A 25,765-nucleotide genomic window follows, 5' to 3' on the forward strand; every position below is an offset into this window, starting at 1 on the left:
GCTCCAGAATCGTTATTCGTCATCAGGGCACGGGGAAGTGGCGGCGCGCAGGGCGCCGCCGTTCCGTCAGGCTGGTCTTAATTGGCCGCGCTCGGTGGTGTAAATGATGTCCGGGTCCGGGCGTGCGTCGTTGACGAAGCTGCGGAAGCGCTTGAGCTTCTCCGGGTCGCTGATGGCTTTGGCCCATTCGCACTCGTAGGTGTCGATAACGGTCTGCATCTGGCGGTCGAGCTCCTCGCCGATGCCGAGGCTGTCCTCGAGGATCACCTGCTTGAGGTAGTCCAGGCCGCCTTCCAGGTTCTCGCGCCATACCGAGGTGCGCTGCAGGCGGTCGGCGGTGCGGATGTAGAACATCAGCAGGCGGTCGATGATGCGGTAGAGCTGCTCGTCGTCGAGGTCGGTGGCGAACAGTTCCGCGTGGCGCGGGCGCATGCCGCCGTTGCCGCACACGTACAGGTTCCAGCCGTTCTCGGTGGCGATCACGCCGATGTCCTTGCTCTGGGCCTCGGCGCACTCGCGGGTGCAACCGGAAACGCCGAACTTGATCTTGTGCGGGGCGCGCAGGCCCTTGTAGCGGTGCTCCAGCTGGATCGCCATGCCCACGCTGTCCTGCACGCCGTAGCGGCACCAGGTACTGCCCACGCAGGACTTCACCGTACGCAGCGACTTGCCGTAGGCGTGCCCGGTCTCGAAGCCGGCTTCGATCAGCTCGCCCCAGATAGCCGGCAGGTCCTCCAGGCGGGCGCCGAACAGGTCGATGCGCTGGCCGCCGGTCACCTTGGTGTAGAGCTGGTACTTCTGCGCCACCTGGCCCAGCACCACCAGCTTGTCGGGGGTGATCTCGCCGCCCGGCACGCGGGGAACGACGGAGTAGGTGCCGTTCTTCTGCATGTTGGCCATGAAGGTGTCGTTGGTGTCCTGCAGCGGGATGTGGGCCGCGTCGGTAATCGGCTCGTTGAAGCAGGAGGCGAGTATCGAGGCCACCGCCGGCTTGCAGATGTCGCATCCTAGTTTGTGGGTCTCCGGGTTGCCGTGCTTCGCCATCAGCTCGCTGAAGGTCTTGATGCCTTCCACCCGCACGATGTCGTAGAGCTCCTGACGGGTATGGGCGAAGTGCTCGCAGATCGACTTGTCGACCTCCACGCCGCGGCTCTCCAGCTCATGGTCCACCAGGTTCTTGAGCAGGGCGGCGCAGCCGCCGCAGCCGGTGCTGGCACGGGTCTCGCCCTTCACCGTGGCGAGATCCACCGCGCCGGCATCTATGGAAGCGCACACGCCGCCCTTGGTGACGTTGTGGCACGAGCAGATGGTGGCGGTTTCCGGCAGGGCGTCCGGCCCCAGCGCGGGGGCGGCTTCGCCACCGGCCGGCAGGATCAGCGCGGCCGGGTCCTCGGGCAGCTCGATGCGGTTGGCGTAGTACTGCAGCAGGGTGTCGTAGTAGCTGTTGTCACCCACCAGCATGGCGCCGACCACGCGCTTGCCGTCGCTGGAGACCACCAGCTTGCGATACTGCTGCTTGATGGGGTCGAGGAAGCGGAACTGGCGCGCGCCGGGGGTGCGGTCGCCGTGGGCGTCGCCGATGGAGCCCACGTCCACGCCCATCAGCTTGAGCTTGGTGCTCATGTCGGCGCCCTTGAAGGATTCATTACCCTGTAGCAGGGTGGCGGCGGCGGCCTTGGCCATCTGGTAGCCGGGGGCGACCAGGCCGAAGATGCTGTTGTTCCACAGCGCCACTTCGCCGATGGCGAGAATCGCCGGGTCGCTGGTCAGGCAACTGTCGTCGATCACCACGCCGCCGCGCTCGCCGATTTCCAGGCCGCAGTCGCGGGCCAGTTCGTCGCGCGGGCGAATGCCGGCGGAGAAGACGATCAGGTCGGTCTCCAGCACTTTGTCGTCCTGGAACACCATGCGGTGGCGGCTGGCTTCGCCGTCGACGATCTCCTGGGTGGCGCGGCCGGTGAGCACCTGTACGCCCAGCGCCTCGATCTTCTCGCGCAGCAGCTCGCCGCCTTCGCTATCCACCTGCATCGGCATCAGCCGCGGGGCGAACTCCACCACGGCGGTGTCGAGGTTGAGGCCGCGAAGGGCGTTGGCGGCTTCCAGACCGAGCAGACCGCCGCCCACCACCACGCCGGTGGTAGCGGTTTCGGCGGCTTCGCGAATGGCGTCGAGATCCTCCAGGGTGCGGTAGACCAGGCAACCCTCGCGGTCGTTACCGGGAATCGGCGGCACGAAGGGGTAGGAGCCGGTGGCCAGCACCAGGCGGTCGTAGGCGTAGCGGCCCTTCGGCGTGACGACCTCGCCCTTGTCGCGGTCGATCTCGGTGACCGCCTCGTGCAGGCGCAGTTCGATGCCGTGCTCGGCGTAGTAGTCGGCGGTGGAGAGCGCCAGCGAGGCGGCGTCGCGGCCGCTGAAGTACTCGGAGAGGTGCACGCGGTCGTAGGCCAGGTGGCGCTCCTCGCCGAACACGGTGACGGCGTAGCGCTCGGTGGTGCCCTGTTCGACCAGCTGCTCGACCAGGTGGTGGCCGACCATGCCGTTGCCGATAACGATCAGTTGCGGTTTAGCGGGCGTGTTCATGCGGCCTCCTTCGCGGGGCGTTGCGGTGATTCGTGAGCGTGTTCGGCGGCGTCGTCGAGCAGGGCCTGGGCGTCGGCGGGGCCGAGCAGCAGGGCCGAGCGGCAGGCGCTGAGGTTGCGGCCCGCCAGGGCCTGCTCGAAGTACCAGGGGCCGGCGGCGGTATCGCCGTAGAGCACGGCGCCATCCAGGCGGCCATCGCGCAGCAGCAGGCGGCGGTAGTCGCCCTGCTGGGGGTCGCGATAGCTGAGCACCTCATGGTCGGGTTCGGGATCGGTCGGGCCGAACGCGTAAAGTGCTACGCCGCTGACCTTGAGCTTGGTGGCGGTGGGTTGCGCCACGTAGCCGGCGCCGGGCGTGCCGTAGAGTCGCTCGGCCAAGACCTCGACCTGGTGCCAGATCGGTTCGACCAGTCCGAAGGTGGTGCCTTCGAACTCGCAGCATTCGCCGAGTGCATGGATCGCCGGGTCGGAAGTGGTCAGCCACTCGTCGACGATCACGCCGCGGTTGACGGCCAGCCCGGCCGTACGGGCAAGCGCCGTGTTGGGTACGATGCCGATGGCCACCACCACACAATCGGCGGTGAGCCGGGTGCCGTCGGCCAGCAGCGCGGCGCAAACGCGACCGTCGCGGCCAGTCTCCAGGCGCTCGAGCTGGGCGCCGGTATGGATATCGAGCCCGCGGCCGCGCAGTTCGCTTTCCAGCAGGCGCGCGGCGGTGAGGTCGAGCTGGCGGTTCATCAGCCGGTCGTCGCGCTGCAGCAGGCTGACCTGCATGCCGCGTTTGCCCTGTCCACGTTTACGCAAGCCTTCGGCGGCTTCCAGGCCGAGCAGGCCGCCGCCGATCACCACGGCGCTGCCGCCCCGCTCGGCAGCGCGTGCCAGGGCCTCGGCGTCGTTCAAGTCGCGAAAAACATGAACGCCCGGCAGCTCGAGTCCCGGCACCGGCGGGCGGGCCGGGTTCGAGCCGGTGGCCAGCACCAGGCGATCGTAGTCGAGTTCGCGGCCGGTGTCGGTGGTCAGGCGCCGCGCGGTGCGGTCGATCGTCACCACGCGTTCGCCCAGCACCAGCCCGATGCCCTGTTCGGCGTACCAGTCGGCGTCGCGCAGGGTCAGGGCCTCGCGTTCCATCTCGGCGGCCAGTAGCGGCGAGAGCAGGATGCGGTTGTAGGCCGGGGCCGTTTCGGCGCCGATCACGGTGATGCGAGCGGGCCGCTCCGGCCGGGCGAGCAGCGCTTCGACCAGGCGATGGCCGGCCATGCCGTTGCCGACGATGACCAGGTGGTCGGTCGGCGCGGTGTCGCGGTGTCGCTGGAGCATCGGTCGAACCTCCTTTCGCTTCGCTGCTGTCTTTCGCTGCGCTAGCGGCTGTGACGGTCATGAACGCAAACGACGCCTCGGCGCGGTCCCCGTGCTTGCGGGAGGCGCTGAGACGTCGTTGTCGGATTCGTCTGGCTGTGGCTGGACAGTCGGGCGATCGCCGTTGATCGCGTTTCTACAAGGTCCGTTTCAAGAACCCGGCCAGGATGTCGCTAGTCGGGGGTTTCTATTTGCGCGTCAGGGGGTTGGAGAATGGCCTGTTGACCCTCCGGCGCCTGGACGCCAGAAGACCATGCACATCACTGGTGCGTGGCGGCATCGAAATGCACAGGGCTGTAGCAGGCTGCCAGCAGGGCCGGCTCGAAGCGGCCGCCTTCGGCTTCCAGCTGCCGCACGATGGGCTCGGCGAAGTGCAGGGCGGCCTGCGGGGTGGGGCGCAGCACGTCCGGCCCGTAGAGGTGTTGCTGAATGGGCGCTTCGTCGTGAGCGAGGGTGTCGAGGTGGCGGACCGAGCGGTCGAGGTAGGGCGGCAGGGCCAGCCACTCGAGTGCCTGGCGGCGGTGTTCGGGCGAGGCGCCCAACCACTGGCCGGCTGCCGCCAGGGCACGCAGCAGGGCGGCCAGCGTGGCCGGGTAGCGCTCGGCCCAGGAGCGCGTCACGCCAAGCACCTTCTCGGGGTGGTTGGGCCACAGTTGGGCGCCGGTCGCCACCAGCCGCCCCACCTCGCAGTGGCGGGCCAGGGTGCCCCAGGGTTCGCCGGCGCAGAAGCCGTCGATCAGCCCCTCGCGCAGTGCTTCCACCATGCGCGGCGGTGGCATGGCCACCAGTTCCACGTCGCGCTCGGGGGCGATGTCGCCGAGGGTGAGCCATTCGCGTAGCTGATAGTGCTGGCAGGAGTAGGGGTAGACCATGGCCAGCCGGGGGCGCTTGCCCTGACTCTGCCTGCGCAGCCAGTCGCCGAGGGCGAGGGCGCTGGTGGCAGGGCTGTCGCCAAGCGTCGCACCGCTCGCCTGGCACAAGGCGTCGGAGAGGGTAACGGTATTGCCGTTGCGTGAAAGCAACAGCGGGGCGAGCGCCTCGCAGGGGGCGCGGCCCAGCCCCAGGCTCATGGCCAGGGGCATGGGGGCGAGCATCTGGGCCCCGTCGAGCAGGCCGGCGGCCACCTTGTCGCGCAGGGTGGACCAGGCGTTCTCCCGCGACAGGCTGACGTCCAGCCCCTCGGCGGCGAAGCAGCCCCGTTCGCGGGCGACGATCAGCAGGGCGGCGTCGGTCAACGGCACGAAGCCGAGGGTAAGGCGCTCGCGTTCCGGGCTGGCGGCATGGTGTTGCGGGTGGCTCATGAGCGGGGTCCCCGTTTTTCAGCGGATCGCCCCTGGGGCGATATGGGGTTCAGGCGGTCGAGAATGTCGATGACGCTGTCGGCCACGTCGGAGATGCGCTGGCCGCGATCCATGGCCAGCTTGCGCAGCATGCGGTAAGCCTGCTCCTCGTCGCAGTCCTGGTGCTTCATCAGCAGCCCCTTGGCGCGCTCGATACGCTTGCGATCGGCCAACTGGTTGCGCGCCTTGTCGAGCTCCTGGCGCATGTTCTGGAAGGCGTCGAAGCGGGCAATGGCCACTTCGACGATGGCCTCGACCCGCTCGGGCACCAGGCCGTCGACCACGTAGGCGCTGACGCCGGCCTTGAGCGCGGCCTGGAGCATGCTGGAGTCGTGCTGGTCGGCGAAGAACACCACCGGGCGAGGGTTCTCGCGATTGAGCAGGGCCATGCTCTCCAGGGTGTCCCGGTCGGGGCTCTCCATGTCGATGATCACCACGTCGGGCTGGTGGCGCGCGACCATCTCGTTGAGGCTGGCCGGGCTCGAGAGCCGACAGATGACCCGGTGGCCTTCGACCATCAGCGCCTCCTCGACCATGGCGGCACGTACCACCTCGTCGTCGACCAGCAGGATGTTCAAGGGGGATGGCATAGGCGTCGCTCGACTCCGGACAAGGCTCCATCTAGCAGAAGCAAGAAACATTCCAGAAGCGGCGGAGGGCGCGTCGTGCGTGGCTTGCGGCCAGCCGGCCATGGGCTTGCGTGTTGCGACGCAGCGCCGGGTTCGGCATTTCGGCACCAGCCTGGTGCAGTGAGGCGGGTTTCGCGCCGGGCATGGTGCGCTGCCGCGAGGCTGGAGGTAAGAGATACGGCAGGGCACGGCGCCATCCGGCTGATATCGCCGCGCGACTCACGGTATTGGCATGCATTCTGCTTGATGAGGACAAAAGCATTTGCAACGGGACGTGCCGTGCTGCGTCCCGAGCGGCAACGACGCCCGTCAACGCCTCCCTGGGGATGGCCGTTGGCGGGCGTCGTCGTTTCGCGAGCCAACCGACAGGAGATCGACATGCGCGAGGCCCGAACCACCTGCCCCTACTGCGGCGTTGGCTGTGGCGTGCTGGCCAGCGTCGATAACGGCGAGATCGTCGACGTGCAGGGCGACCCGGCGCACCCCGCCAACTTTGGCCGACTGTGTGTGAAGGGCTCGGCACTGCATGAGACGCTGGGCCATCACGGTCGCCTGACCCGGCCCCGGGTCGATGGCGTCGAAACGGACTGGGAAACCGCCTTGGATACCGTGGCCGAGCGGCTCACGGCCGTGCAGGCCGCCCACGGTTCGCAGGCGCTGGCCGCGTATCTCTCGGGGCAGCTGCTGACCGAGGACTATTACGTCGCCAACAAGCTGTTCAAGGGCTTTCTCGGCACGCCGCACCTGGATACCAACTCCCGGCTGTGCATGGCCTCGGCGGTGGCCGCCCACAAGCGCGCCTTCGGCGCCGACGCCGTGCCGTGCAGCTACGAGGATCTCGAGGAGGCCGAGCTGGTGGTGCTGGTGGGCTCCAACCTGGCCTGGAATCATCCGGTGCTCTACCAGCGGCTCAAGGTGGCCAAGCAGCGCAACCCGCTGCTGCGTATCGTGGTGATCGACCCGCGGGTCACCGATACCTGCGAGCTCGCCGATCTCTACCTGGGCCTGGCGCCCGGCAGCGATGCGCGCCTGTTCACGGGGCTGCTGGCGTGGATGGCCGAGCGCGACAAGCTCGATAGGGTCTATCTGGAAGCCCATGTCCAGGGCTTCGAGGAGGCGCTGGCCGCGGCGCGCGAGCAGGATGACGGCGTGGAAGCCATCGCCGCCGACTGCGATCTCGATGCGGAACGCCTGGAAACCTTCTTCTACTGGTTCGCCAGCCATTTGCACGTGGTCACGCTGTTCTCCCAGGGCGTGAACCAGTCCAGCAGCGGCACCGACAAGGGCAACGCCATCATCAACTGCCACCTGGCGGGCGGCAAGATCGGCCTGCCGGGAGCGGGGCCATTCTCGATCACCGGCCAGCCCAATGCCATGGGCGGGCGCGAAGTCGGGGGGCTGGCCAACCAGCTCGCCGCCCATATGGACTACGACACCCCCGGCGCACGGGACCGCGTCACCCGCTTCTGGGCTACCGCGCGGCGGGTGCCGTGTTTGCCCGGCGCGCCCGGGCACAAGGCGGTGGCGCTGTTCGAGGCGATCGAGCGCGGCGAGGTGCAGGCGCTGTGGATCATGGCCACCAACCCGGCGGTGAGCCTGCCGCGGGCCGAACGGGTGCGCGCGGCGCTGGCGAAGTGCCCGCTGGTGATCGTCTCCGAGTGCATGGCCGATGCCGACCTGCTGGCCTATGCCGACATCGTGCTGCCAGCCTCCAGCTGGTCGGAGAAGGACGGCACCGTGACCAACTCCGAGCGTCGCATCTCACGCCAGCGCGGCATCCTGCCGCCGCCGGGGGAGGCGCGCCACGACTGGTGGATCGTCTGCGAGGTGGCCAAGCGGCTGGGCTTCGGCGAAGCCTTCGCCTACACCCACCCCGGCGAGATCTTCGACGAGCACGCCCGGCTCTCCGGCTTCGAGAACGGGGACGGCCCGGGCGAGAGCCGCCGTCTGTTCGACATCTCCGGCCTGGCTGGGCTCGATCGAGACGGGTACGACGGCCTGGCACCGATCCAGTGGCCGGTGAACGTCAATGCTCCGCATGGCACCGCCCGACTTTTCACCGACGGCCGCTTCGCCACGCCCGACGGCCGCGCCCGCCTGCTGCCGGTACGCCCGCGCCCGCCGGCCCAGGCGCTGGACGAGGCCAGGCCGCTGCGGCTCAACACCGGGCGCATTCGCGACCAGTGGCACACCATGACCCGCACCGGCCGCGCGCCACGGCTGATGAATCACCGTGCCGAGCCGTTCATCGAAATCGCACCGGAGGATGCCGCCGCGCTGGGCGTGGAGGAGCATGACCTGGCGCGCCTGCACGGCGCCGGTGGCCGCTTTATCGGCCGCGTACGGCTGACTCGCGGCCAGCGCTGCGGGGAGGTATTCATCCCGATGCACTGGAGCGGTCACTTCAGCGGCTCGGCGCGCATGGGCGAGTTGCTCGAGGCGCACCTCGATCCGGTGTCCGGCCAGCCGGAATCCAAGCACGGCGCGGTGGCGCTGGAGCCGCTTGCCATCGGCTGGGAAGCCACCCTGCTGGTAGCCGGCGACCTGGACGTACATGAGTCGACCTGGTGCGAAGAAAGCCGCTACTGGGCGCGCATTCCGCTGGGCGACTGCCAGCGCTGGCAGCTGGCCGGTGGCGAGCCGGGCGAGGCGCCGGAGTGGTTGGCCTGGCTGAATGAGCGGCTCCCGGTGGCGCCCACGCTGTGGTGCACCGACCCCGCCGGCGGTCGCCTGCGTGCGGCCGGTGTCGATGCCGACGGGCGCTTGCGCTGGTGGTTCCTGTCGGGGCCGCCCAAAGAACTTCCCAACCTGGGCTGGCTTGCCGCGCGCTTCGGCGAAGCCGCCAAAGGTGAAAGGCTGGAGGCCTCCCATCGCCGTCGCCTGCTGGCCGGCTGCGACGACGGCGCGGCCAACCAGGGGCCGGTGGTCTGTAGCTGCCACCAGGTGGGTCAACGCGCTATCCTAGGGGCCATCCGTGAAGGCGACGACAGCGTCGAGGCGCTGGGCGCCAGGCTGGCCTGTGGCACCCAGTGCGGAAGCTGCATTCCCGAGCTGAAATCGCTTATCGAAGAGGAGAAGGCCCATGCGAGCGCTGAGCCAACTGAAGTCACTGCTGTCGCCTGAACAGATGCAGGCGGCCCTGTCGCGGCTGCACGGCCTGGGCCATATCGTTCGCTCGCCGTTCGGTGGCACGCGCAGCACCCCGGCCCCCACCGTGACGCTGGACGGCGAGTGCCGCCCGGGCCGGGTCTACCTGGTGGGGGCGGGCAGCGGCGACGTCGAACTGCTCACGCTCAAGGCCGCCCGCCTGCTGCAGCAGGCCGACGCGGTGGTCTACGACCGCCTGGTGGGCGACGACGTGCTGGCGCTGATTCCCGCCGGTCATGAGCGCTACTACGTGGGCAAGGAGCGTGGCCACCACAGCGTGCCCCAGGCCGAGATCGGGGCGCTGCTGGTGAAACTCGCGGGGCAGGGCAAGTCGGTGGTGCGGCTCAAGGGCGGCGACCCCGGCGTGTTCGGGCGCATGGGCGAGGAGCTCGCTGCGCTGGCCGAAGCCGGGGTGGAGGCGGAGATCGTGCCGGGTATCACCGCCGCCTCGGCGGCCGCCGCCGGCATGGGCATACCGCTGACCGACCGCGCCCATGCCCAGCAGCTGCGCTTCGTCACCGCCCAGCTGTGCCGCAAAGGCGGCGAGCCCGACTGGGCCGAGTTGGCGCGCACCGACGAGACGCTGATCTTCTACATGGGCTTGACCAAGGTCGAAGCCATCTGCAGCGGGCTGCGCCGCGCCGGGCTGCCCGACGACTGGCCGATCATGCTGGTGGCCAATGCCAGCCTGCCGGAGCAGGCCTCGCTGGTCGGCACGCTGGCCGACATGCCGGACAAGCTCGCCGCTACGCCGCTACCGTCGCCCTGCCTGATCGTAGTGGGCAGCGTGGTGAGCATGGTCGCGACCAGCCCGGCCGCGGCGCAGCCTGCCCGGGACGCAACGCACCCGCGCGGCTGAGACGGGTTGCACCAAGTTCGGGCGTCGGCCCTTAAGGTTGCACCGGTGTGGCCTCTATTCGTCGTGAATAGGGGCCGCACTGCTTTCTGAAGCAAGCCCGGCAGCGAAGCACGCGGCGTGAAACCCCCGTCGACTCCCGCCTGGTGCGCCTATTTTTCCATGTTGTGACGAGTTGGCACGCTCCGTGCTTGTCCTTGGGCAGGGCCTGCTGCATTCGCAGGCGGGCCGGCAGGATCAACGACGATCCCCGGCCTTGCGACAAGGCCCCACGACAACACGACGAACACAGGCAAGGGCGCCTGGAGCTGCACGCCGGCTTCAGGCGCCCTTGCGTTTGTCGCGCCAGTGACGACACGGAGAAACGCCAGGAGCGTCGAGAACACTATGTCCTATCTGCTTCCTTCGGAATTCGCGACCAAAATGGTGGATGCCGGTGAGTCCAAGCTCCACATGGCCACGCGGGACGTGCTGATTCGCGCCTTCATGGCGGGAGCCATCCTGGCCCTGGCGGCGGTATTCGCCGTAACCATCACGGTACAGAGCGGCTCGGCCATCCTCGGGGCCGCCCTGTTCCCGGTCGGCTTCTGCATGCTCTACCTGATGGGCTTCGACCTGCTGACCGGGGTGTTCGTGCTCACGCCGCTGGCCTGGCTGGATCGCCGCCCCGGGGTCACCATCGAGAGAATCCTGGTCCACTGGGGCAAGGTCTTCTGCGGCAACCTGGCCGGCGCCCTGACCGTGGCGGTGCTGATGGCCATCGTCTTTACCTACGGCTTTTCCACGCCGCCGGATGAGGTGGGCCAGAAGATCGCCGGCATCGGCCATGCGCGTACCCTCGGCTACAAGGAGTTCGGCGCGGCGGGCATGCTGACCATCCTGATTCGCGGCATCCTGTGCAACTGGATGGTCTCGCTCGGCGTGGTCGGGGCGATGATCTCGACCACGGTGGGCGGCAAGGTGATCGCCATGTGGATGCCGATCATGGTGTTCTTCTTCATGGGTTTCGAGCACTCCATCGTCAACATGTTCCTGTTCCCGTCGGCGATGATGATGGGCGGCGGCTTCTCGATCATGGATTACCTGATCTGGAACGAGATCCCCGTGGTGGTGGGCAACCTGATCGGTGGGCTATCGCTGACCGGCCTGACGCTCTACGCCACTCACGTGCGCACCGCGCCGCTGCGTGATCTCTGAGCGAGGCGCAGCGCCTGCCGCAAGCGTGGGAACAAGGGCAGGAGAGGCGAGCGTGACGGGCCGCCTGCGGGTTGCCCTGGGTCAGTGTTCGCAGGCGGGGCGCAAGCCGGTCAACCAGGACTTTCACGGGGCCTACGTGCCCCGTGAGCCGCAGCTGTCGAGCAAGGGGATCGTGGTGGCGCTGGCCGACGGCATCAGCACCAGCACGGTGAGCCGGGTCGCCAGCGAATCGGCGGTCAAGAGCTTCATCGAGGATTACTACTGCACCGCCGAGAGCTGGACCGTGAAAACCGCGGCGCAGCGGGTGCTGATGGCGACCAACTCCTGGCTGCACGCCCAGACCCGGCGCAGCGAGTTTCGCTGGGACAAGGACCGCGGCTACGTCTGTACCTTCACCGCGCTGGTGCTGAAGTCGCGCACGGCCCACGTCTTCCACGTGGGCGATGCGCGGCTCTATCGCTTCACCGGTAGCGCCCTCGAGCCGCTGACCCGCGAGCATCGTGCCTGGCTGGCACCGGACAGGAGCTACCTCAGCCGGGCGATGGGCATGAACGAGCAGCTCGAGATCGACTACCTGGCCCTGCCCGTGGAGGCGGGCGAGGTCTTTCTGCTCATGACCGATGGCGTCTACGAGCATCTCGACGAGGCGTGCATGCAGCGAATCCTCGCCGAGCACCCCGCGGACCTGGACGCCGCCGCCCGCGCCCTGGTGCAGTCAGCCTATGATGCGGGAAGCGATGACAATCTCACGGTGCAGGTGGTGAGGGTGGATGAGGTGCCGCTGGGCCGTGCCGGCGAAGCCTACTCGGAGGAAACGCGGCTGCCATTCCCGCCGCAGCTCGAGCCGCGCATAAGCTTCGACGGCTATCGCATCGTGCGTCAGCTTCACGCCAGCGCTCGTAGCCACGCCTACCTGGCGGTGGACGAGGAAACCTCGGACAAGGTAGTCATCAAGACCCTGGCGACCGAGCTGCGCGAGGATCCGGCACACGTCGAGCGCTTCCTTCTCGAGGAGTGGATCGCCCGGCGCATCGAGAACTCTCACGTGGTGAAGGCGCACCGGTCGGCGCGCAGGCGCCGCTACTTGTACAGCGTGACGGAGTTCATCGAGGGCCGCACGCTGGCCCAGTGGCTGCGCGACGAACCGCATCTGCCCCTGGAAACCGTGCGCGACCTCGTCGAGCAGCTCGCCCGGGGCCTGCGCGCCTTCCATCGCCTCGAGATGGTGCACCAGGACCTGCGGCCACATAACGTCATGATCGACGCCACGGGCCACGCGACCCTCATCGATTTCGGCTCGGTTCGCGTGGCCGGTATTGCGGAATGCGGGGTGGGTCAGGCGAACGAACTGCTCGGCACGGCCTCCTACACGGCGCCGGAGTGTTTTCTCGGCGAGCCGGCCACGCCGCGCTCGGACCTGTTCTCGCTGGCTGCAATGACCTACCAGATGCTTACCGGATCGCTGCCCTACGGTACCGACGTGGCCAAGGCGCGCAGCCGGGCGGCGCAGCACCGGCTGAGCTACCGTTCGGCGCTTGCCGCCAACCGCGAGCTGCCGGCCTGGCTCGACGAGGTGCTCAGAAAAGCGCTGCACCCCCAGCCCGAACGGCGCTTCGAGGCGCTATCCGAATTCGTCCATGAACTGCGCCGGCCCAGCCCGGCCTTCGTGAAGCGGGCTCGTCCGCCGTTGATCGAGCGCGACCCCGCCCTGTTCTGGAAAAGCGTGGCCGCACTGCTGGCACTGCTGGTGCTTGTGCTGCTGCTCGATTGAGCCCCGCCGGGCCGTTATTCGCTAGGCTCGGCAGCCATCGCTGAATCTCCTCTCGTCCGCAGTCGCCTGGAGTGAGCGGTTGTCGCCCATCTGCTAGGCTGAGTCTGCAGGCGCCTGGAATGGCGCGAGGTGGCTGATGCCGCAACAGGCAAGGAGCAGACATGGCCGACAAGGAGAGCGGCGCCGACTCGATTTCGCGCTTCACCCGACGTGTGCTGGTCGTCATCGGAATGGCCAGCCTGGTGGCGATTCTGCTCTATTTCGCCAGCCAGCTTCTCGATGTGCTGCTGCTGGTGTTTGCCGGCATTCTCGTGGCCGTGTCGATCGATGGGGTGGTGCGCCTCTGCCAGCGCTACTTGCCGTTGTCGCGTAAATGGGCGCTGACCCTCGCCCTGACGCTGATCCTCCTGCTGCTGTTCGGGCTGGGGGCGCTGGTGGGGCCGCGCCTGGCACAGCAGTTGCCGCAGTTGATCCAGCAGCTGCCCGAGGCACTCCAGCGGCTTCTCTCCGTGATGCGCGAGTTGCCGGGTGTCGAGACGGCACTGCAAGAAGTGGAAGATCCTGCCCAGCTCATCGGCCAGCCGGTCCTCGATTACTTTGCCGGGTTCTTCTCGACCGCATTCGGCGGCATCGCCAGCTTCCTGCTCATCCTGCTGATCGGCTTCTATCTGGTGCTGAGCCCGTCCCATTACGTCGGCAACATGGTGATGCTGTGCCCACCCGCTTATCGTGAGCGCTTGCACGAGGTGGTCCACATGCAGGGCCGCTCGCTGCGCCTGTGGTTGCTTAGCCGGGTGGTTTCGATGGTCTTCGTCGGTGTCTTCATCGGACTCGGCCTGGTATTTCTTGGCGTTCCCATGGCCGGTGCGCTGGGACTGATTGCCGGGCTGCTCACCTTCATTCCCTACCTGGGACCGATCATCGGCGCCATTCCCACCGTCATGATCGCCTTTCTCGAATCTCCCGAACTCGCGCTCTATGCCGTCGTGCTCTATTCCGTGGTCGAGACGCTGGAGTCGAACCTGGTGATGCCGCTGGCCGCCAAGGGCATGGTGCGCCTGCCCCCGGCCTATACCGTCATCGTGCAGCTGGCCGGTGCCGCCGTGGCCGGGGTTCCCGGGGTGGTGTTATCGGCACCGCTGGCGGTGGCGGCGGTGGTGGCCGTGCAGATGCTCTATGTCGAGGATGTGCTGCACGACGATGTGGAAGTGCTGGGGGAATGACACTCAGGCGCGCCGCGCCTTCTTCGCTCACTCAACCTCGCCTCCGTCTCGATAGACTTGCAGCGTGTAGCGCTTTTCCTCGGCCTCTTCGAGTCGCATCAGCTTGTCGATCAGGTGGGCGTCGAGCTGCTTGCCCTCATGCAGCAGCAGCATGCCACTGGCGGAGTACAGGTCCTGGGCCAGGGTCATGCCGGGTTCGAGCTGGCGCGTCTCCAGCGCCAGAACCGGGCGGCCGTGGCTCTCGAGGTCGGGTGCCTGGTCGAGGCAGAGCGTAACGAAAGCGCGGGCGAGGACTGGGTCGTAGATGCGTCCGGCGAACTTGCGCAGCAGTTCCAGTGCCTGGGGGCGGGGAACCTGGCGCGGCAGGATCATGCCACGCTGGAGTTCAATGAAATCCACGGCGAGCCCCAGCATCCTGGCGCCGTAGGGGATGGCTTCACCCTGCAGCCGGTCGGGAAATCCGTTGCCGTTCCAGTGCTCGCGATGGTGACGAATCAGGCGTGCCGCCCCTCCCATGTGATCGAGCGCCATCAGCAGACTTTCGCTGATGACGGGATAGTGGCGATACGTCTCGCGCTGCTGACAGCTGAGCCGCTCGGAGGGCGTGAGGAGCAGGCGGTCGTTCCAGGTCAGCTTGCCCAGGTTGTAGAGCGCGGCGGCCAGCTGAAGGTCGTGCTGTAGTGTCTCGTCGAGGCCGAGTTCCACGCTGAAGGCCTGAACCACGACGCCGACCTTGTCGTTGGTCTGGAAGCGCGGTGGCAGGCGTTGGCTGATCAGAGAGGAGAAGCTCCGCGTTGCGGTCACGTAGCTCTGGCGCAAGTCGGTGTACGCGGCCTCGAGCATGTCGGCGGTCTGCTTGAGTTCCTGCGTGCGCGCCTCGACGCGTTGCTCCAGGGAAGCGTTGAGCTCGGCAAGCTCGCGGGTCAGTGCTTCGAGCCGCTGCTGTTCGTGTTCGGCATGCTGCGCCATATTTTCCATGCAGCTTCCTCCCCGGTGAAGACCTTGCCGTGAACGGCCTTACCCATGTTATCGGCGTAACGGGAGGAAGCTTTAGGGTGGCCTATCAGTCCCCGAGATGGGCCAGGATGGTATCGACGCTGCTTTTGTCGACCACGCCGCGCTCGGTGTCGACGCCGACATAGGTCACCACGCCGTCCTCGGCGATCAGTGCAAAGCGCTGGCTGCGTATGCCCATACCGGCGCCGCTGGCGTCCTTCTCCATCCCCAGGGCACGGATGAATTCGGTGTTGCCGTCGGCCAGCATCATGATGGCCTGAGCGTTCTGGTCCTTCTGCCAGGCGCGCATCACGAAGGCATCGTTAGCAGCCACGCAGGCCAGCGTGTCGGCCTTCTCCAGCACCTTGTCGGCCTTGATCACGAAACCTGGCATATGGGTATTGGAACAGCCGGGCGTGAAGGCGCCCGGCACGCCGAAAAGGACGACGCGCTTACCGGCGAACAGCTCACCAGTGGAGATATCCTCGGGGCCGTCGGGGCCGTTGGTCTTGATGGTGACGTCGGGAATCTTGTCGCCTTTCGAGATGGGCATTGGCAGCTCCTGGTCTATCGTCGATGAGGGTCAGTATTACGTCTGGGGACGGCCCGCTCAACTCCCCTGGTAGGCGTCGAAGACTTCCTGGCCGGTCATGTCGTGGGTTTCGTTGGCGAAGCGGTAGTACTCCGGCTTCTGGTCGATGAAGATCTGGGTGTCGAAGGTCCACGCTTCGCCGCCGTCCACCAGACCCACCGGAATGGCATAGTGGTCACCGGCCTTGAGGCGGTAGAAGAGATGCGTGCCGCAGCGTCGGCAGAAGCCGCGCTCGGCCCAGTCCGACGAGGCGTAAATCGTGACGTTCTCCTCGCCTTCGATCTCGACCCCACTGACCGACTCCAGGGCCAGTAGAGGGCCGCCGCCCCAGGTGCGGCACATGTCACAGTGGCAGGCACCGACATTCTGCTTGTTGACTGCCACGGCGACTTTTACCGCGCCGCAAAGGCAGCTGCCGCGCGCGTTCATACCGTCTTTCATCATGGTTTCCCCGTCTCGTTGGTTGTCGCATCAAGCCGTAGGATAGACCCCGTTGGCGAGAAACGCCGGTTCGAAGACGATCACAGCCGGCGGGAGCTCAGGTGGACGAATCGGAACCATCGGGCACGAAGGCCTGGCGGTGGAAGCGGGCCGCTGCCTCGACTTCGGTCAGGCCGATGACGCCCGGCTCGGGGATGGTCCCGCCGGCCAGCACGTCCAGTACCGTCTTGACCCCGCGTGCAAGAGAGACCAGGTGGTAGCCGCCTTCCAGCACGAAGACCAGTCGCCCTTGGCAGTGGCGTCGAGCCAGGTCCTGCAGCATGCCCGTCATGGCAGCAAAACCTTCGTACGACACATTGAGAGCGAGGTCAAAGGGATGCGGGTCGAAACCCGCCGACACCAGGATCAAGTCGGGCTGGAACCAGTCGGCGGCGGGCACGAGGATCTCCTGGAACGCCTTGAGGTAGGCCTGGTCGCCGGCACCCGCCGGCAGGGGAACGTTCACCGTGGTGCCTTCCCCCAAGCCCGCGCCGGTCTCTTCGAGGTGCCCGGTCCCCGGATAGAAGGGCGAGGCTCGGTGGATGTCGAAGAACAGCACGCTTGGGTCGGCGAGGAAGATGTCCTGGGTGCCGTTGCCGTGATGGGCGTCCCAATCCACGATCATCACACGCTGACAGCCTAATGCCGCCTGGGCATGGGCGGCGGCAACCGCCACGTTGTTGAACAGGCAGAAGCCACGGGCACGCACCGGTTCGGCATGATGGCCGGGCGGGCGTATCAGGGCGAAGGCGGCCTCCGTGCGCCCCTCGAGAACCGCTTCGACAGCGGCAATGGCGGTGCCGGCGGCCACCTGGGCGGCATCGACGCTGCCGTCGGAGACTGCTGTCGTATCCACATCGAGCCAGGCGTTCTTGCCGCGCAGTTCGAAGATGTGGTCCAGATAGGAGCTGGTGTGGACGCGGCCCAACTGTTCCCGCGTGGCAGAGGCACCGCGCTCGAAGCGCAGGCCGGGCACCGGTTCGAGCTCCAGCAGGCGGCGGATGGCGTTGAGTCGCCCAGCGTGTTCCGGATACTTCCATGGGTCGTTCAGCGACGAGAGTAATTGCCGTATGCGGCGATCCATTCGTCCCGGCAGGAAAGACGCCTCGGTATCCGGCTGATGAGCCAGAACGCGCTCGTCGTAGAAGGCGATAACGCTGTTGCGCTCGGCCACACGCTGCTCCTGTAGGAAAGCCACTCCTTTGCCAGCATAGCTGCTTCAGTCAATGCTGCGAGGAGGGGGATACGTCAGGCTGACCATGAGGCTCATGTACGTTTTCGTGAATCATTGTGCGTAGTGCCGCAGCGGCAGCTGATAGCGGATGGCGATGACGCAAAATGATCCCCAGTGGGCGACTCACATCCGGCTCGGACAGCGGCCGGTACGCGATACCGTCGGTGGCGATCTGGCGAAAGCTGAGTCGGGGCAACACGCTGATGCCGAGGCCGGCGGCGACCATGCGACCCACGGTAGCGATCTGGCTGGCGTCGCAGAGAATATCCAGCTGGGCGCCCACTTCGGCCATGATGCGGTCGATATCCTGACGCGAGCTGGAAAGCCGGTTGATGCCGATGAACGCATGCCCGGCCAGCTGAGCCCACTGCACGCTTTGCTGTTCCAGCATGGGATGCCCGTAGGGGCAGACCACCACATAGCGATCAACCAGCACCGGCTCGAAGGCCAACTCCTCGGTATCGTGTGGCGCCACCGATAGGCCAATATCGGCACGTCCTTCGCGCACCAGTTGGCTGACTTGATCGGCTAGTACATCGTGTAGGCTCAGATTGATACGGGGATAACGAGCGTGAAAGGTCGCGATGATGCCGGGCAGCAACCCCGCCGCCATGGTGGGTAGTGCGGCTACGGTCACCTTGCCGCGCTGCTTGGAAAAGCGTTCCTCGAGATCGTCGAAGGCCTCGGACCAGTCGTGGAGCAGGCGCACCGCTACCGGCAGGAAGGCTTCGCCCTCAGGCGTCAAGCTGAGCTGGCGCGTTGCGCGTGAGAAGAGGGCGCCGCCGACAGCCTCTTCCAGTTTGCGCAGGGCAATGGAAATTGCCGGCTGGGAGAGGTGAATGCGTTCGCTGGCCTCGGCCAGGCTGCTCGATTGCGCCACAGCAACGAAGGCGCGTAGTTGTTTTATGCTGGGTTTCATTTAGAAAGTAAAACATATTTTAAAAAGTATTCAATATACAAAATTCATGCCTCGATTCATGCTGTTGCTTGGGGCCAAGTCCCAACGCAACTCGACAACAACAAGCCCGCCCGCTGGGCGCAAGGAGCCACTGATGAAGCCAATCGCAAAGACCCTACTGACCGCCATGACGGCCGGTGCCACTCTGCTTTCCGTAGCCAGCTTACAGGCCGACGAGCGCCTATTGATTGGCTCGACTTCCAGTTCCTCGAGCCATTACAGCTATTTCGTCGCGCTCAACCAGATCATCAACGATAACGTCGATGGAGTGAGCTCCTCGGTCACCGAGACCGGCGCTACCGTCGACAACCTGAAGCGCATGAGCCGCGGCCAGATCGACCTCGGCCTGGTCACGACCAATACCGGCTATCAGGCCGCCGAAGGGTTGGGAGATTTCGAGGGACGCCCGGTAGAAAGCCAGCTGCTTTGGGTCTATACCATGGCACCGCAGAACGTGGTGGTGCGCGAGGACGCGGGGGTCGACAGCCTGGAAGCCTTGGAGGGCGTGCGCTTCAATCCGGGTATTACCGGCTCGGCTACCGAGAGCACCACCGAAGCCGTGATGGAGGCGCTCGGTATCGCTCCCGATTACGTGCGCGGCTCGACCGGCGACGTGGTCGATTCGATCAAGGATGACCGCGTCGCCGGTTACGTGAAGTCCGGGGTGGGCAATAAGCTTGACGGCTCGACCATGGATATTTCTACCTCGACCCCAATCCGTGTGCTGTCGTTGAGTGACGAGCAGGCCGACACGCTGCGCGAGGAGATGAAGGATATTGCCGTCGTCGACATTCCCGAAGGAGCCGGCGATGGCATTCCCGCTTATACCACCTGGGCCTTCGGCGTGGCCGTGCATGCCAGCCCGGACCTCGATGAGGAGATCGCCTACCAGATCGTCAAGGCCGCCATGGAGGACCAGGAAGTCCAGGCCAACGCCTTCTCGGCCATCAAGGACGCCGATCTCACCGATATGACCATGAAGGTGGGCACGGTGGCTCTGCATCCCGGTGCGGCGCGCTACTTCGAAGAGCAAGGCGTGGATATCCCCGACGCGCTGCAACCCTGACCAAGCGACCTGGCGGACTTGATGTGGATCGGCTGCGAACTTGCTTCTCGCGCGGCGATCGGTCAAGCCCGACAGGTGGCTAGCACTAGCTCGGCCGGGAGGCTGGAAAACATGCGCGAGCACCTGACCAAGGCGCTGGCCCTGACGTTGGGCGCCTTCATTCTCTATACCTCGGCGACCGGAGCCTTCGACAGCCTGGTCCAGCGCGGTATCTTCCTGGCGCTGGTGCTGGTCCTGGGGCTGGTGATCTACCCGTTGGGGGCCGGCCGTCGCTGGCGCCCCCTCGGCTTGGCCGTCGACCTGGTCTTGGCCGCCGGCGTGGTAACGGCCTGCGGCTATGTGGTCGTTAACTATGAGCGGATCCTGGTCGAACTGCCTTGGGCGACGCCCCGGGACATGCTGATGACTGGCGTGCTGCTGGTGGCCATCCTCGAGATTTCGCGCCGTGCGATCGGTGTGATCTTCCCGATGCTGGTGGTGGCGGGGCTGGCATATGCCTACTTCGGTAGCGCTATCCCTGGGGCGTTGGGCCATCGCGGCTTCGACGAGGCCTACATCACCGAAACGATCTTTCTCGGTGACCGCGGCGTCTGGGGCATGCTGGTCGGCGTGGCGGCTACGACCATAGCCGCTTTCGTGCTGTTCGGGAGCTTGCTGCTGCATTCCGGTGGTGGCCAGACCTTCATGGATCTGGCGATGCGCATCAGTGGGCGCTCGCCCGGTGGTGCCGCCAAGGTCGCCACGGTGGCCTCGGGGCTGTTCGGCATGGTCAGCGGCAGTGCAGTGGCCAATGTCGCGACCACCGGCAATTTCACCATCCCCATGATGAAGCGCTTGCACTATCCTGCGCCGCTGGCCGCCGGAGTGGAGTCGGTGGCCTCGACCGGCGGCCAGATCGCCCCGCCGATCCTCGGGGCGGCGGCCTTCATCATGGCCGAACTGATCGGCGAAAGTTACGTGCGCATTGCCGCGGCGGCGCTACTGCCGGCGGTATTGTTCTACCTGGGCGTGTTCGTGACCATACACTTGATCGCCAAGCGGCGTGGCCTACAGGTGGTTCCGGACGAAGAGATGCCCGACTGGATATCGATCCTGCGCGCCGAACGCCTGGTTCCGATTCTCGGTGCCTTGGGCGGGCTGTTCACCGGGGTGGCGCTGGGGCGTTCGATCCAGACCGCTGCCTTCTATGGCATCCTGATGACGGTGCTGACCTTTGTGCCTTTTGCCTTGCTGGCGCGTCTGCCGCTGCGCACGATCGCCGGCAAGCTGCTGTCGGGGTTGATGGATGCCGGTAAGGGTATGGTGATCATCGGCGTACTGCTCGCCGGTGCGCAGATCCTGGTGGCAATGATCGGCCTCACCGGCATCGGTGTCACCCTGGCGGGGCTGATTGTCAGCCTCGGCGGCGAGTCGCTGTTCCTGGTCGCGCTGATCGTGGGGGGCGTGTGCCTGATTCTGGGCATGGGCATTCCTACCACGGCCGCCTATGTGCTGGTCGCCTCGGTGTTGGCCCCGGCATTGACCAAGATCGGTATCGAGCCGCTAATCGCTCATCTGTTCGTCTTCTATTTCGCCACCCTGTCGGTTATCACGCCGCCGGTGTGCGTGGCGGTATTCGTCGCCTCGGGCATTGCCCAGACCCACTGGCTGCCTTCGGCGGGCGAGGCCGTGCGCCTGGCGGCGGCCATCTACGTGATCCCCTTCCTGCTATTGATCTATCCGGCATTGGCAGGTTTCGGCAGCAGTTTCGATATTGTGCTGGCGAGCTGTCAGGGCGTGGTATTCGTTTTGGCTTTCGCCACGTTGATGTCGCGGGTGGCGATTACCGCCAGCCGAGCCCTCGATGTGGCCGGGTTGCTCGCTGTGATCGGCCTGGCGTTGATTTCGGGCTGGTTCACCACCCTTGCAGCTCTGCTGGCGTTGGTTGTCATGTATGCCTGGAATCTGCATGCACGACGCTCAACGTCGAACGTCTCCACGTCCAATCGGGGCGTCGCACAAGCCAAGGAGAACCGCACATGACCTTTTTGCTGGGCAGCGGGGCCGGCTTCTCCGGTGACCGTACCGATGCGGCGATTCCTGTTGTCGCCGAATTGATCCGGCGTGGCGAGCCTGCGGCGCTGATCTTCGAGACGCTGGGCGAACGCACCCTGGCGGCGGCTCACCGTGTCATGCGCGACGATCCCGCGGCAGGCTATGAGCCGCTGCTGGAAGAATTGCTTGCACCCGTACTCGACGATTGCCTGCAGCACGGCATTGCCATTCTCGGCAATTTCGGCGCGGCTAATCCGGACGGGGCCTGCCGCGTCGTGTCCGAGCTGGCTGCCGGTTCGGCACGAGGCCAGGTCAGCATCGGCCGGGTACATGGCGACGATATTCGTGCCCGCCTGGGCGAGTTGGAGCTGCAGCGTTGGGAAGCGGAGGACCGCGAACTGCCCAGTGAGGAGGCGTTGATCTCGGCCAATGTCTACCTGGGCGCGGCGCCTCTGGTCGAGGCACTTGGGCTCGGCGCCGACGTGGTGGTCAGCGGCAGGGTGGCCGACCCGGCACTGTTCCTGGCGCCGTTGATGCATCACTTCGGCTGGGCGTGGAACGACTGGGATCGGCTGGCTGCCGGCATGATGGCCGGCCACCTGGGCGAATGCGGCGCCCAGGTCAGCGGTGGCTACTTTGCCGACCCCGGCTGCAAGGACGTGCCTGACCTGGCGCAGGTCGGCTATCCGATCATCGAAGTGGAGGAGAACGGCAGCCTGATCGTGACCAAGCCCGCCGGCACCGGGGGCATGGTCACGGAGCGCACGGTCAAGGAGCAGCTGCTCTACGAGGTACACGACCCGGCCAACTACCTGACGCCCGACGTGGTGGTGGATCTCTCCTCGGTGAGCGTCCGCGAGGTCGGTCCCGACCGGGTGGCGGTGACCGGCATCCGTGGTAAGCCGGCACCGCAGCGGCTCAAGACCACCGTCTGCTACGAGGGTGGTTGGCAGGGCGAGGCGGAGATTTCATATGCGGGGCCCAATGCCCTAGCGAGGGCGCAGCTGGCCGCCGAGGTGCTGCGCGAGCGGCTGACATTTCGCGCTCCGCCGGAGCTGCGTTCGCGACTCGACATCATCGGCCATGCCAGCGTCTTCGACAGTGATGCCGGTGATTTGCAGCGTTCGGACATGAAGGCGGCTGGAAGCGACTACCGTCTGCGCCTGGCGGTCGAGCATGCCGAGCGGCGCTGGGTGGAGCGTGCAACTCAGGAGCTGCTGGCGCTCTACTGCGCCGGTCCGGCTGGCGGTGGCGGGGTACGCCGACACTTCCAGCGGCGGGTGTTAACAGCGTCTTACCTGGTGAAACGCAGCGACGTGGAAGCCTTCGCCACGCTGCTCGACACGAACACGTTCAGCGTGAGGGGAGTCGGACATGTCGCATCGTGAAACGAATGCTGTCGCCACTTCTTTCACTGGCGAGGAGGTGCCGCTGCATCGCCTGGCTCATGCTCGCGCCGGCGACAAGGGAAACCGCCTCAACCTGGCGCTGTTCGCCTATGACCCGCTCCACTATGAGGTGCTGATCGAACAGGTCACTGAGGAACGGGTGCTGGCGTTGTTCGCCCACCGAGGGGCCACCAGCGTTCGTCGCTATCTCGTGCCGGGGCTTACCGGCATGAATCTTGTGATTGACGACGTGCTCCAGGGTGGCGTCAACGGGGCGCTCAACCTGGATGGTCACGGCAAGACGCTCTCCTTCCTGTTGCTCAGCATGAGCGTAACTCTAAAGAAGACCTTAATGAGCCGCTGAACGTGCTGGTGGCCCAGGCTCCCATGAAAGCAACGTGGGAACCTGGGCATTACCTCAGCGCAAGCCCAGCGCACCGGCGCCGGTATCTTCCCCCACGGCGTCGGTATAGGCCTTGGCCTCCTCGGCTTCGACCTCGGGTGAGAAGCGTACGACCAGAGCGCACAGTGAGGCGATGATCACGGCGATACCGAGATAGAACAATCCCTGCTGGTAGCTCAGCGACTCCGAACGGAACAGGAAGCCGGCCGCCACGGCCCCGGCGTTGCCGCCGGCGCCGACGATGCCGGCCACCGCGCCCAGTGCCTTCTTGTTGATGAATGGCACCACGCCGAAGGTGGCCCCCTCGGCCATCTGCACGAACAGGCTGAATACCAGCATGATGCCGATGGCCAGCGTCAACACGTGCATCTGCGAGAAGAACATCAGCGCAACGCCTTCGCAGAGCATGGCGATGAACAGCCAGCGCACGCGTCCCTTGAGCCCGCCGTTGCGCGCGAACAGGTCGGAGAACACGCCGCCCAGGGTGCGCGCGAAAATGTTCATCAGCCCGAACAGGCCGGCAATCATGCCTGCGGTGGCCAGGGTCAGGTCGAAATTGTCGAAGAAGTAGATCGCGGCGATGTTGTTGATGGTCAACTCGACGCCGAAGCAGGCGGCATAGACCACGAACAGCGCCCATACGCGCACGTCCTTGGCCGCGGCCTTGAAGCTTGCGCCCATGCCGTGCTCGCCGTTGGCCTCGGGCAACTCCCCACGAACGCGCAACTCGTCGAAGTTGCCGTCGGGGGCGTCCTGGGTGAACCGGTAATAGGCGATGCCGGCGAAGAAAAGCACCACGCCGGGCACCATCATCGCCAGGCGCCATCCCAGCGCCTCGTTGACGCCGAGCATGAGGATGCCGGAGAAGATCAGCGGCATCAGGATCTGCGTCGTGCCCCCGCCCAGGTTGCCCCAGCCGGCCGAGGTGGCGTTGGCGGTGCCGACCACGTTTGGCGCGAACATCACCGAGGTGTGGTACTGGGTGATGACGAAAGAGGCGCCGATGGCGCCGATGGCCAGGCGCGCCAGGAAGAAGGTCTCGAAACTCGAGGCCAGACCGATGCCCATGACCGGCAGCGACCCCAGGCACAGCAGCCAGGTATAGGCCTTGCGCGGCCCGATGCGGTCGCAGAGCAGGCCCATGACCAGGCGTACCAGGATGGTGATCGCCACCGAAGCGATGATGGTATTGCCGATCTGGGTCTTGGTCAGCCCCAGGTCGTCACGCACGACCGCCATCAGCGGGGCGATGCCGAACCAGCCGAAGAAGCAGAGGTGGAAGGCGAACCAGGAGAAGTGGAAGGCGCGCATCTGCGGTGAGCGCAGGTTCAGGAGGCGAATACGGTTCGCCTTGTTGCGAATGTCCATGGGCTATGACCTCGTACGGATTGCCGATACGTAAGTTCGCCCTTCTCCGTTGAAGGTCAGGTCTGACGCACTCGTGCTCCCCTGAGAAGCCTGGTCCACGCCTACCCGGCATTGACTCATGTCATGCAACCGGTTTGCCAGAATCCATCACTCGTAGGATTTACAGCGACTTATGGGATAAGGTGCGCTGAAGCCGGCGACTTGCGTGGCGAGGCGTGCATCATGGATGGTGCGGTGCGGAAGGGAACTGCCCCCTGCTGGTGCCGCAGGAGGGCGCCTCGTGAGTGACTGGAGTCAGTGCATGGCCAGTTGGGTAGCCGTACGGTCGCAGCGCAGGAAAGCGGAGCTTTCCAGCCACTCAGGATCGGGGTAGTAGGCGAACAGGTAGTGCTCCTCCTTGATGCTGTCGATCAGCGGATAGGTCACTTCCTGTCGCACGGCTGGGCAACCGTGGCTGCGCCCCAGCCGGCCGGTCTGCTGCACGAACGCTTCGCTGACGTAGTCGGCGCCGTGAATCACGATGGCGCGCTGGTAAGCGAGATCGTTGACGCCGGCTTCCAGCCCCTCCAGGCGCAGCGAGTAGCCATTGCTGCCGTAGTAGCTGTTCATGGTGCGAAACAGCCCTAGGCTCGATTGGTGGCTCTCGGGCGTATTGGAGAAGACCGTGGCCTCGGCGTCGCCCGAGCCGCGGCCGTGGGACACCAGCTCCTCGAACAGAAGCTTATCCTGGGACAGATCGAAGACCCATAGGCGCGGCTCGCTCGAGGGGCGCGAGAAGTCGATCACCGCCAGCCGTTCGGCATCGGGCTCGGCGCAGGCCAGGGCGCTGGCGGCAAGCTCCAGCACGCGAGGGTCGGCAGACGGCGCGAGCCGGACCAGGGTCTGGCTCAGCGCGATGGGGAGCGGCTGCGAGAGCCCCACCTGAGCCAGGAAGTCGTTGGCTTGCGCGGTAGGCTGCGTGGCGGGAAGCGCGGCGAGCAGGGAGGCGGCCAGGGTCGCGAGCGGAAGTCGCAGGGTCGAGAGAAAGCGCATCGGGTATAGCCTGATAAATGGCTCCGCATGCGACAGTGGCGGCGCGCGGAACAGGTAAACGTAAACGGGTTAGCGGACCCGGCTGGCTTTCAGCCGTATGTCAGGCACTATTATGA

The 25,765-nt window shown here is 66.1% G+C and carries 20 protein-coding genes; 9 read left to right on the forward strand and 11 right to left on the reverse strand.

All coding sequences use genetic code 11. From position 1 onward, the window contains the following. Positions 1 to 66: 66 nt before the first annotated feature. The 4 genes from nirB to ACOJCM_RS10510 form a co-directional block, all read right to left on the reverse strand. The gene (nirB, locus tag ACOJCM_RS10495) at positions 67 to 2,580 is read right to left on the reverse strand and encodes a nitrite reductase large subunit NirB (protein WP_445211999.1); all 2,514 of its coding nucleotides are present in this window, start codon (positions 2,578 to 2,580) and stop codon (positions 67 to 69) included. After that, the gene (locus ACOJCM_RS10500; protein WP_445212000.1) at positions 2,577 to 3,896 is read right to left on the reverse strand and encodes an NAD(P)/FAD-dependent oxidoreductase; all 1,320 of its coding nucleotides are present in this window, start codon (positions 3,894 to 3,896) and stop codon (positions 2,577 to 2,579) included. The genes nirB and ACOJCM_RS10500 overlap by 4 nt, the downstream gene beginning before the upstream one ends. A 299-nt stretch (positions 3,897 to 4,195) precedes the next feature. Further along, entirely contained in the window at positions 4,196 to 5,236 is a 1,041-nt protein-coding gene (locus tag ACOJCM_RS10505; RefSeq protein ID WP_445212001.1) for a CmpA/NrtA family ABC transporter substrate-binding protein, read from the reverse strand. Then, positions 5,233 to 5,865: an ANTAR domain-containing response regulator gene (locus ACOJCM_RS10510; protein ID WP_445212002.1), complete on the reverse strand. Its 633-nt coding sequence runs from the start codon at positions 5,863 to 5,865 to the stop codon at positions 5,233 to 5,235. The genes ACOJCM_RS10505 and ACOJCM_RS10510 overlap by 4 nt, the downstream gene beginning before the upstream one ends. Positions 5,866 to 6,282: 417 nt before the next feature. Here ACOJCM_RS10510 and ACOJCM_RS10515 point away from each other — a divergent pair, with 417 nt between their 5' ends. The 5 genes from ACOJCM_RS10515 (at position 6,283) to ACOJCM_RS10535 (ending at position 14,098) form a co-directional block, all read left to right on the forward strand. Next, on the forward strand, positions 6,283 to 9,027 hold the full coding sequence (locus ACOJCM_RS10515) for a nitrate reductase (protein ID WP_445212003.1): 2,745 nt from the start codon (positions 6,283 to 6,285) through the stop codon (positions 9,025 to 9,027). Beyond that, a complete protein-coding gene (gene cobA / locus ACOJCM_RS10520; RefSeq protein WP_445212004.1) occupies positions 8,987 to 9,910 on the forward strand; it encodes a uroporphyrinogen-III C-methyltransferase in 924 nt (307 codons plus the stop codon). The genes ACOJCM_RS10515 and cobA overlap by 41 nt, the downstream gene beginning before the upstream one ends. Positions 9,911 to 10,294: 384 nt before the next feature. After that, positions 10,295 to 11,104 (forward strand): formate/nitrite transporter family protein, encoded by an 810-nt coding sequence (locus ACOJCM_RS10525; RefSeq protein WP_445212005.1) that lies wholly within the window; start codon positions 10,295 to 10,297, stop codon positions 11,102 to 11,104. A 52-nt stretch (positions 11,105 to 11,156) separates the two neighbouring features. After that, a complete protein-coding gene (locus ACOJCM_RS10530) occupies positions 11,157 to 12,875 on the forward strand; it encodes a protein kinase domain-containing protein (RefSeq protein ID WP_445212006.1) in 1,719 nt (572 codons plus the stop codon). A gap of 161 nt (positions 12,876 to 13,036) precedes the next feature. Then, positions 13,037 to 14,098: an AI-2E family transporter gene (locus tag ACOJCM_RS10535; protein ID WP_445212007.1), complete on the forward strand. Its 1,062-nt coding sequence runs from the start codon at positions 13,037 to 13,039 to the stop codon at positions 14,096 to 14,098. 27 nt (positions 14,099 to 14,125) lie between these two features. On the opposite strand, the gene ACOJCM_RS10540 is transcribed toward ACOJCM_RS10535, so the two are convergent. From ACOJCM_RS10540 to ACOJCM_RS10560, 5 genes are all read right to left on the reverse strand, one after another. Next, positions 14,126 to 15,076 carry an HD-GYP domain-containing protein gene (locus ACOJCM_RS10540; protein ID WP_445212008.1) on the reverse strand — a complete coding sequence of 317 codons (951 nt, stop codon included), beginning with the start codon at positions 15,074 to 15,076 and terminating at the stop codon, positions 14,126 to 14,128. Between the two features lie 85 nt (positions 15,077 to 15,161). Then, positions 15,162 to 15,647 (reverse strand): peroxiredoxin, encoded by a 486-nt coding sequence (locus tag ACOJCM_RS10545; RefSeq protein ID WP_445212009.1) that lies wholly within the window; start codon positions 15,645 to 15,647, stop codon positions 15,162 to 15,164. Between the two features lie 57 nt (positions 15,648 to 15,704). Then, positions 15,705 to 16,130 (reverse strand): GFA family protein, encoded by a 426-nt coding sequence (locus ACOJCM_RS10550; RefSeq protein ID WP_445212010.1) that lies wholly within the window; start codon positions 16,128 to 16,130, stop codon positions 15,705 to 15,707. A gap of 94 nt (positions 16,131 to 16,224) precedes the next feature. Further along, positions 16,225 to 17,340 (reverse strand): histone deacetylase family protein, encoded by a 1,116-nt coding sequence (locus ACOJCM_RS10555; RefSeq protein WP_445212011.1) that lies wholly within the window; start codon positions 17,338 to 17,340, stop codon positions 16,225 to 16,227. 49 nt (positions 17,341 to 17,389) lie between these two features. Continuing rightward, positions 17,390 to 18,319 carry a LysR substrate-binding domain-containing protein gene (locus ACOJCM_RS10560; RefSeq protein WP_445212012.1) on the reverse strand — a complete coding sequence of 310 codons (930 nt, stop codon included), beginning with the start codon at positions 18,317 to 18,319 and terminating at the stop codon, positions 17,390 to 17,392. 133 nt (positions 18,320 to 18,452) lie between these two features. On the opposite strand from ACOJCM_RS10560, the gene ACOJCM_RS10565 reads away from it, so the two are divergent. The 4 genes from ACOJCM_RS10565 (at position 18,453) to ACOJCM_RS10580 (ending at position 23,210) form a co-directional block, all read left to right on the forward strand. Further along, the gene (locus ACOJCM_RS10565; RefSeq protein ID WP_445212013.1) at positions 18,453 to 19,424 is read left to right on the forward strand and encodes a TAXI family TRAP transporter solute-binding subunit; all 972 of its coding nucleotides are present in this window, start codon (positions 18,453 to 18,455) and stop codon (positions 19,422 to 19,424) included. Positions 19,425 to 19,535: 111 nt separating this feature from the next. Continuing rightward, positions 19,536 to 21,446, forward strand: a complete 1,911-nt coding sequence (locus ACOJCM_RS10570) for a TRAP transporter permease (protein ID WP_445212014.1) — start codon at positions 19,536 to 19,538, stop codon at positions 21,444 to 21,446. Continuing rightward, a complete protein-coding gene (locus ACOJCM_RS10575; RefSeq protein WP_445212015.1) occupies positions 21,443 to 22,846 on the forward strand; it encodes an acyclic terpene utilization AtuA family protein in 1,404 nt (467 codons plus the stop codon). The genes ACOJCM_RS10570 and ACOJCM_RS10575 overlap by 4 nt, the downstream gene beginning before the upstream one ends. Further along, entirely contained in the window at positions 22,833 to 23,210 is a 378-nt protein-coding gene (locus tag ACOJCM_RS10580) for an AtuA-related protein (RefSeq protein WP_445212016.1), read from the forward strand. The genes ACOJCM_RS10575 and ACOJCM_RS10580 overlap by 14 nt, the downstream gene beginning before the upstream one ends. A gap of 54 nt (positions 23,211 to 23,264) precedes the next feature. Here the strand turns inward: ACOJCM_RS10580 and ACOJCM_RS10585 are convergent, their stop codons facing one another. Together ACOJCM_RS10585 and ACOJCM_RS10590 are read right to left on the reverse strand one after the other, a co-directional pair. Next, positions 23,265 to 24,617 (reverse strand): MFS transporter, encoded by a 1,353-nt coding sequence (locus ACOJCM_RS10585; RefSeq protein ID WP_445212017.1) that lies wholly within the window; start codon positions 24,615 to 24,617, stop codon positions 23,265 to 23,267. Between the two features lie 294 nt (positions 24,618 to 24,911). After that, positions 24,912 to 25,649, reverse strand: a complete 738-nt coding sequence (locus ACOJCM_RS10590; RefSeq protein WP_445212018.1) for a murein L,D-transpeptidase catalytic domain family protein — start codon at positions 25,647 to 25,649, stop codon at positions 24,912 to 24,914. Positions 25,650 to 25,765 lie beyond the last annotated feature (116 nt).

The organism is Billgrantia hypersalina (genome assembly GCF_052584175.1).

What these genes read in the sequence shown, in the direction of transcription:
- nirB (WP_445211999.1), bottom strand. Translation starts at nt 2,580, where the DNA reads ATGAACACGCCCGCTAAACCGCAACTGATCGTTATCGGCAACGGCATG.
- ACOJCM_RS10500 (WP_445212000.1), bottom strand. Translation starts at nt 3,896, where the DNA reads ATGCTCCAGCGACACCGCGACACCGCGCCGACCGACCACCTGGTCATC.
- ACOJCM_RS10505 (WP_445212001.1), bottom strand. Translation starts at nt 5,236, where the DNA reads ATGAGCCACCCGCAACACCATGCCGCCAGCCCGGAACGCGAGCGCCTT.
- ACOJCM_RS10510 (WP_445212002.1), bottom strand. Translation starts at nt 5,865, where the DNA reads ATGCCATCCCCCTTGAACATCCTGCTGGTCGACGACGAGGTGGTACGT.
- ACOJCM_RS10515 (WP_445212003.1), top strand. Translation starts at nt 6,283, where the DNA reads ATGCGCGAGGCCCGAACCACCTGCCCCTACTGCGGCGTTGGCTGTGGC.
- cobA (WP_445212004.1), top strand. Translation starts at nt 8,987, where the DNA reads ATGCGAGCGCTGAGCCAACTGAAGTCACTGCTGTCGCCTGAACAGATG.
- ACOJCM_RS10525 (WP_445212005.1), top strand. Translation starts at nt 10,295, where the DNA reads ATGTCCTATCTGCTTCCTTCGGAATTCGCGACCAAAATGGTGGATGCC.
- ACOJCM_RS10535 (WP_445212007.1), top strand. Translation starts at nt 13,037, where the DNA reads ATGGCCGACAAGGAGAGCGGCGCCGACTCGATTTCGCGCTTCACCCGA.
- ACOJCM_RS10540 (WP_445212008.1), bottom strand. Translation starts at nt 15,076, where the DNA reads ATGGAAAATATGGCGCAGCATGCCGAACACGAACAGCAGCGGCTCGAA.
- ACOJCM_RS10545 (WP_445212009.1), bottom strand. Translation starts at nt 15,647, where the DNA reads ATGCCCATCTCGAAAGGCGACAAGATTCCCGACGTCACCATCAAGACC.
- ACOJCM_RS10550 (WP_445212010.1), bottom strand. Translation starts at nt 16,130, where the DNA reads ATGATGAAAGACGGTATGAACGCGCGCGGCAGCTGCCTTTGCGGCGCG.
- ACOJCM_RS10560 (WP_445212012.1), bottom strand. Translation starts at nt 18,319, where the DNA reads ATGAAACCCAGCATAAAACAACTACGCGCCTTCGTTGCTGTGGCGCAA.
- ACOJCM_RS10565 (WP_445212013.1), top strand. Translation starts at nt 18,453, where the DNA reads ATGAAGCCAATCGCAAAGACCCTACTGACCGCCATGACGGCCGGTGCC.
- ACOJCM_RS10570 (WP_445212014.1), top strand. Translation starts at nt 19,536, where the DNA reads ATGCGCGAGCACCTGACCAAGGCGCTGGCCCTGACGTTGGGCGCCTTC.
- ACOJCM_RS10575 (WP_445212015.1), top strand. Translation starts at nt 21,443, where the DNA reads ATGACCTTTTTGCTGGGCAGCGGGGCCGGCTTCTCCGGTGACCGTACC.
- ACOJCM_RS10580 (WP_445212016.1), top strand. Translation starts at nt 22,833, where the DNA reads ATGTCGCATCGTGAAACGAATGCTGTCGCCACTTCTTTCACTGGCGAG.
- ACOJCM_RS10585 (WP_445212017.1), bottom strand. Translation starts at nt 24,617, where the DNA reads ATGGACATTCGCAACAAGGCGAACCGTATTCGCCTCCTGAACCTGCGC.
- ACOJCM_RS10590 (WP_445212018.1), bottom strand. Translation starts at nt 25,649, where the DNA reads ATGCGCTTTCTCTCGACCCTGCGACTTCCGCTCGCGACCCTGGCCGCC.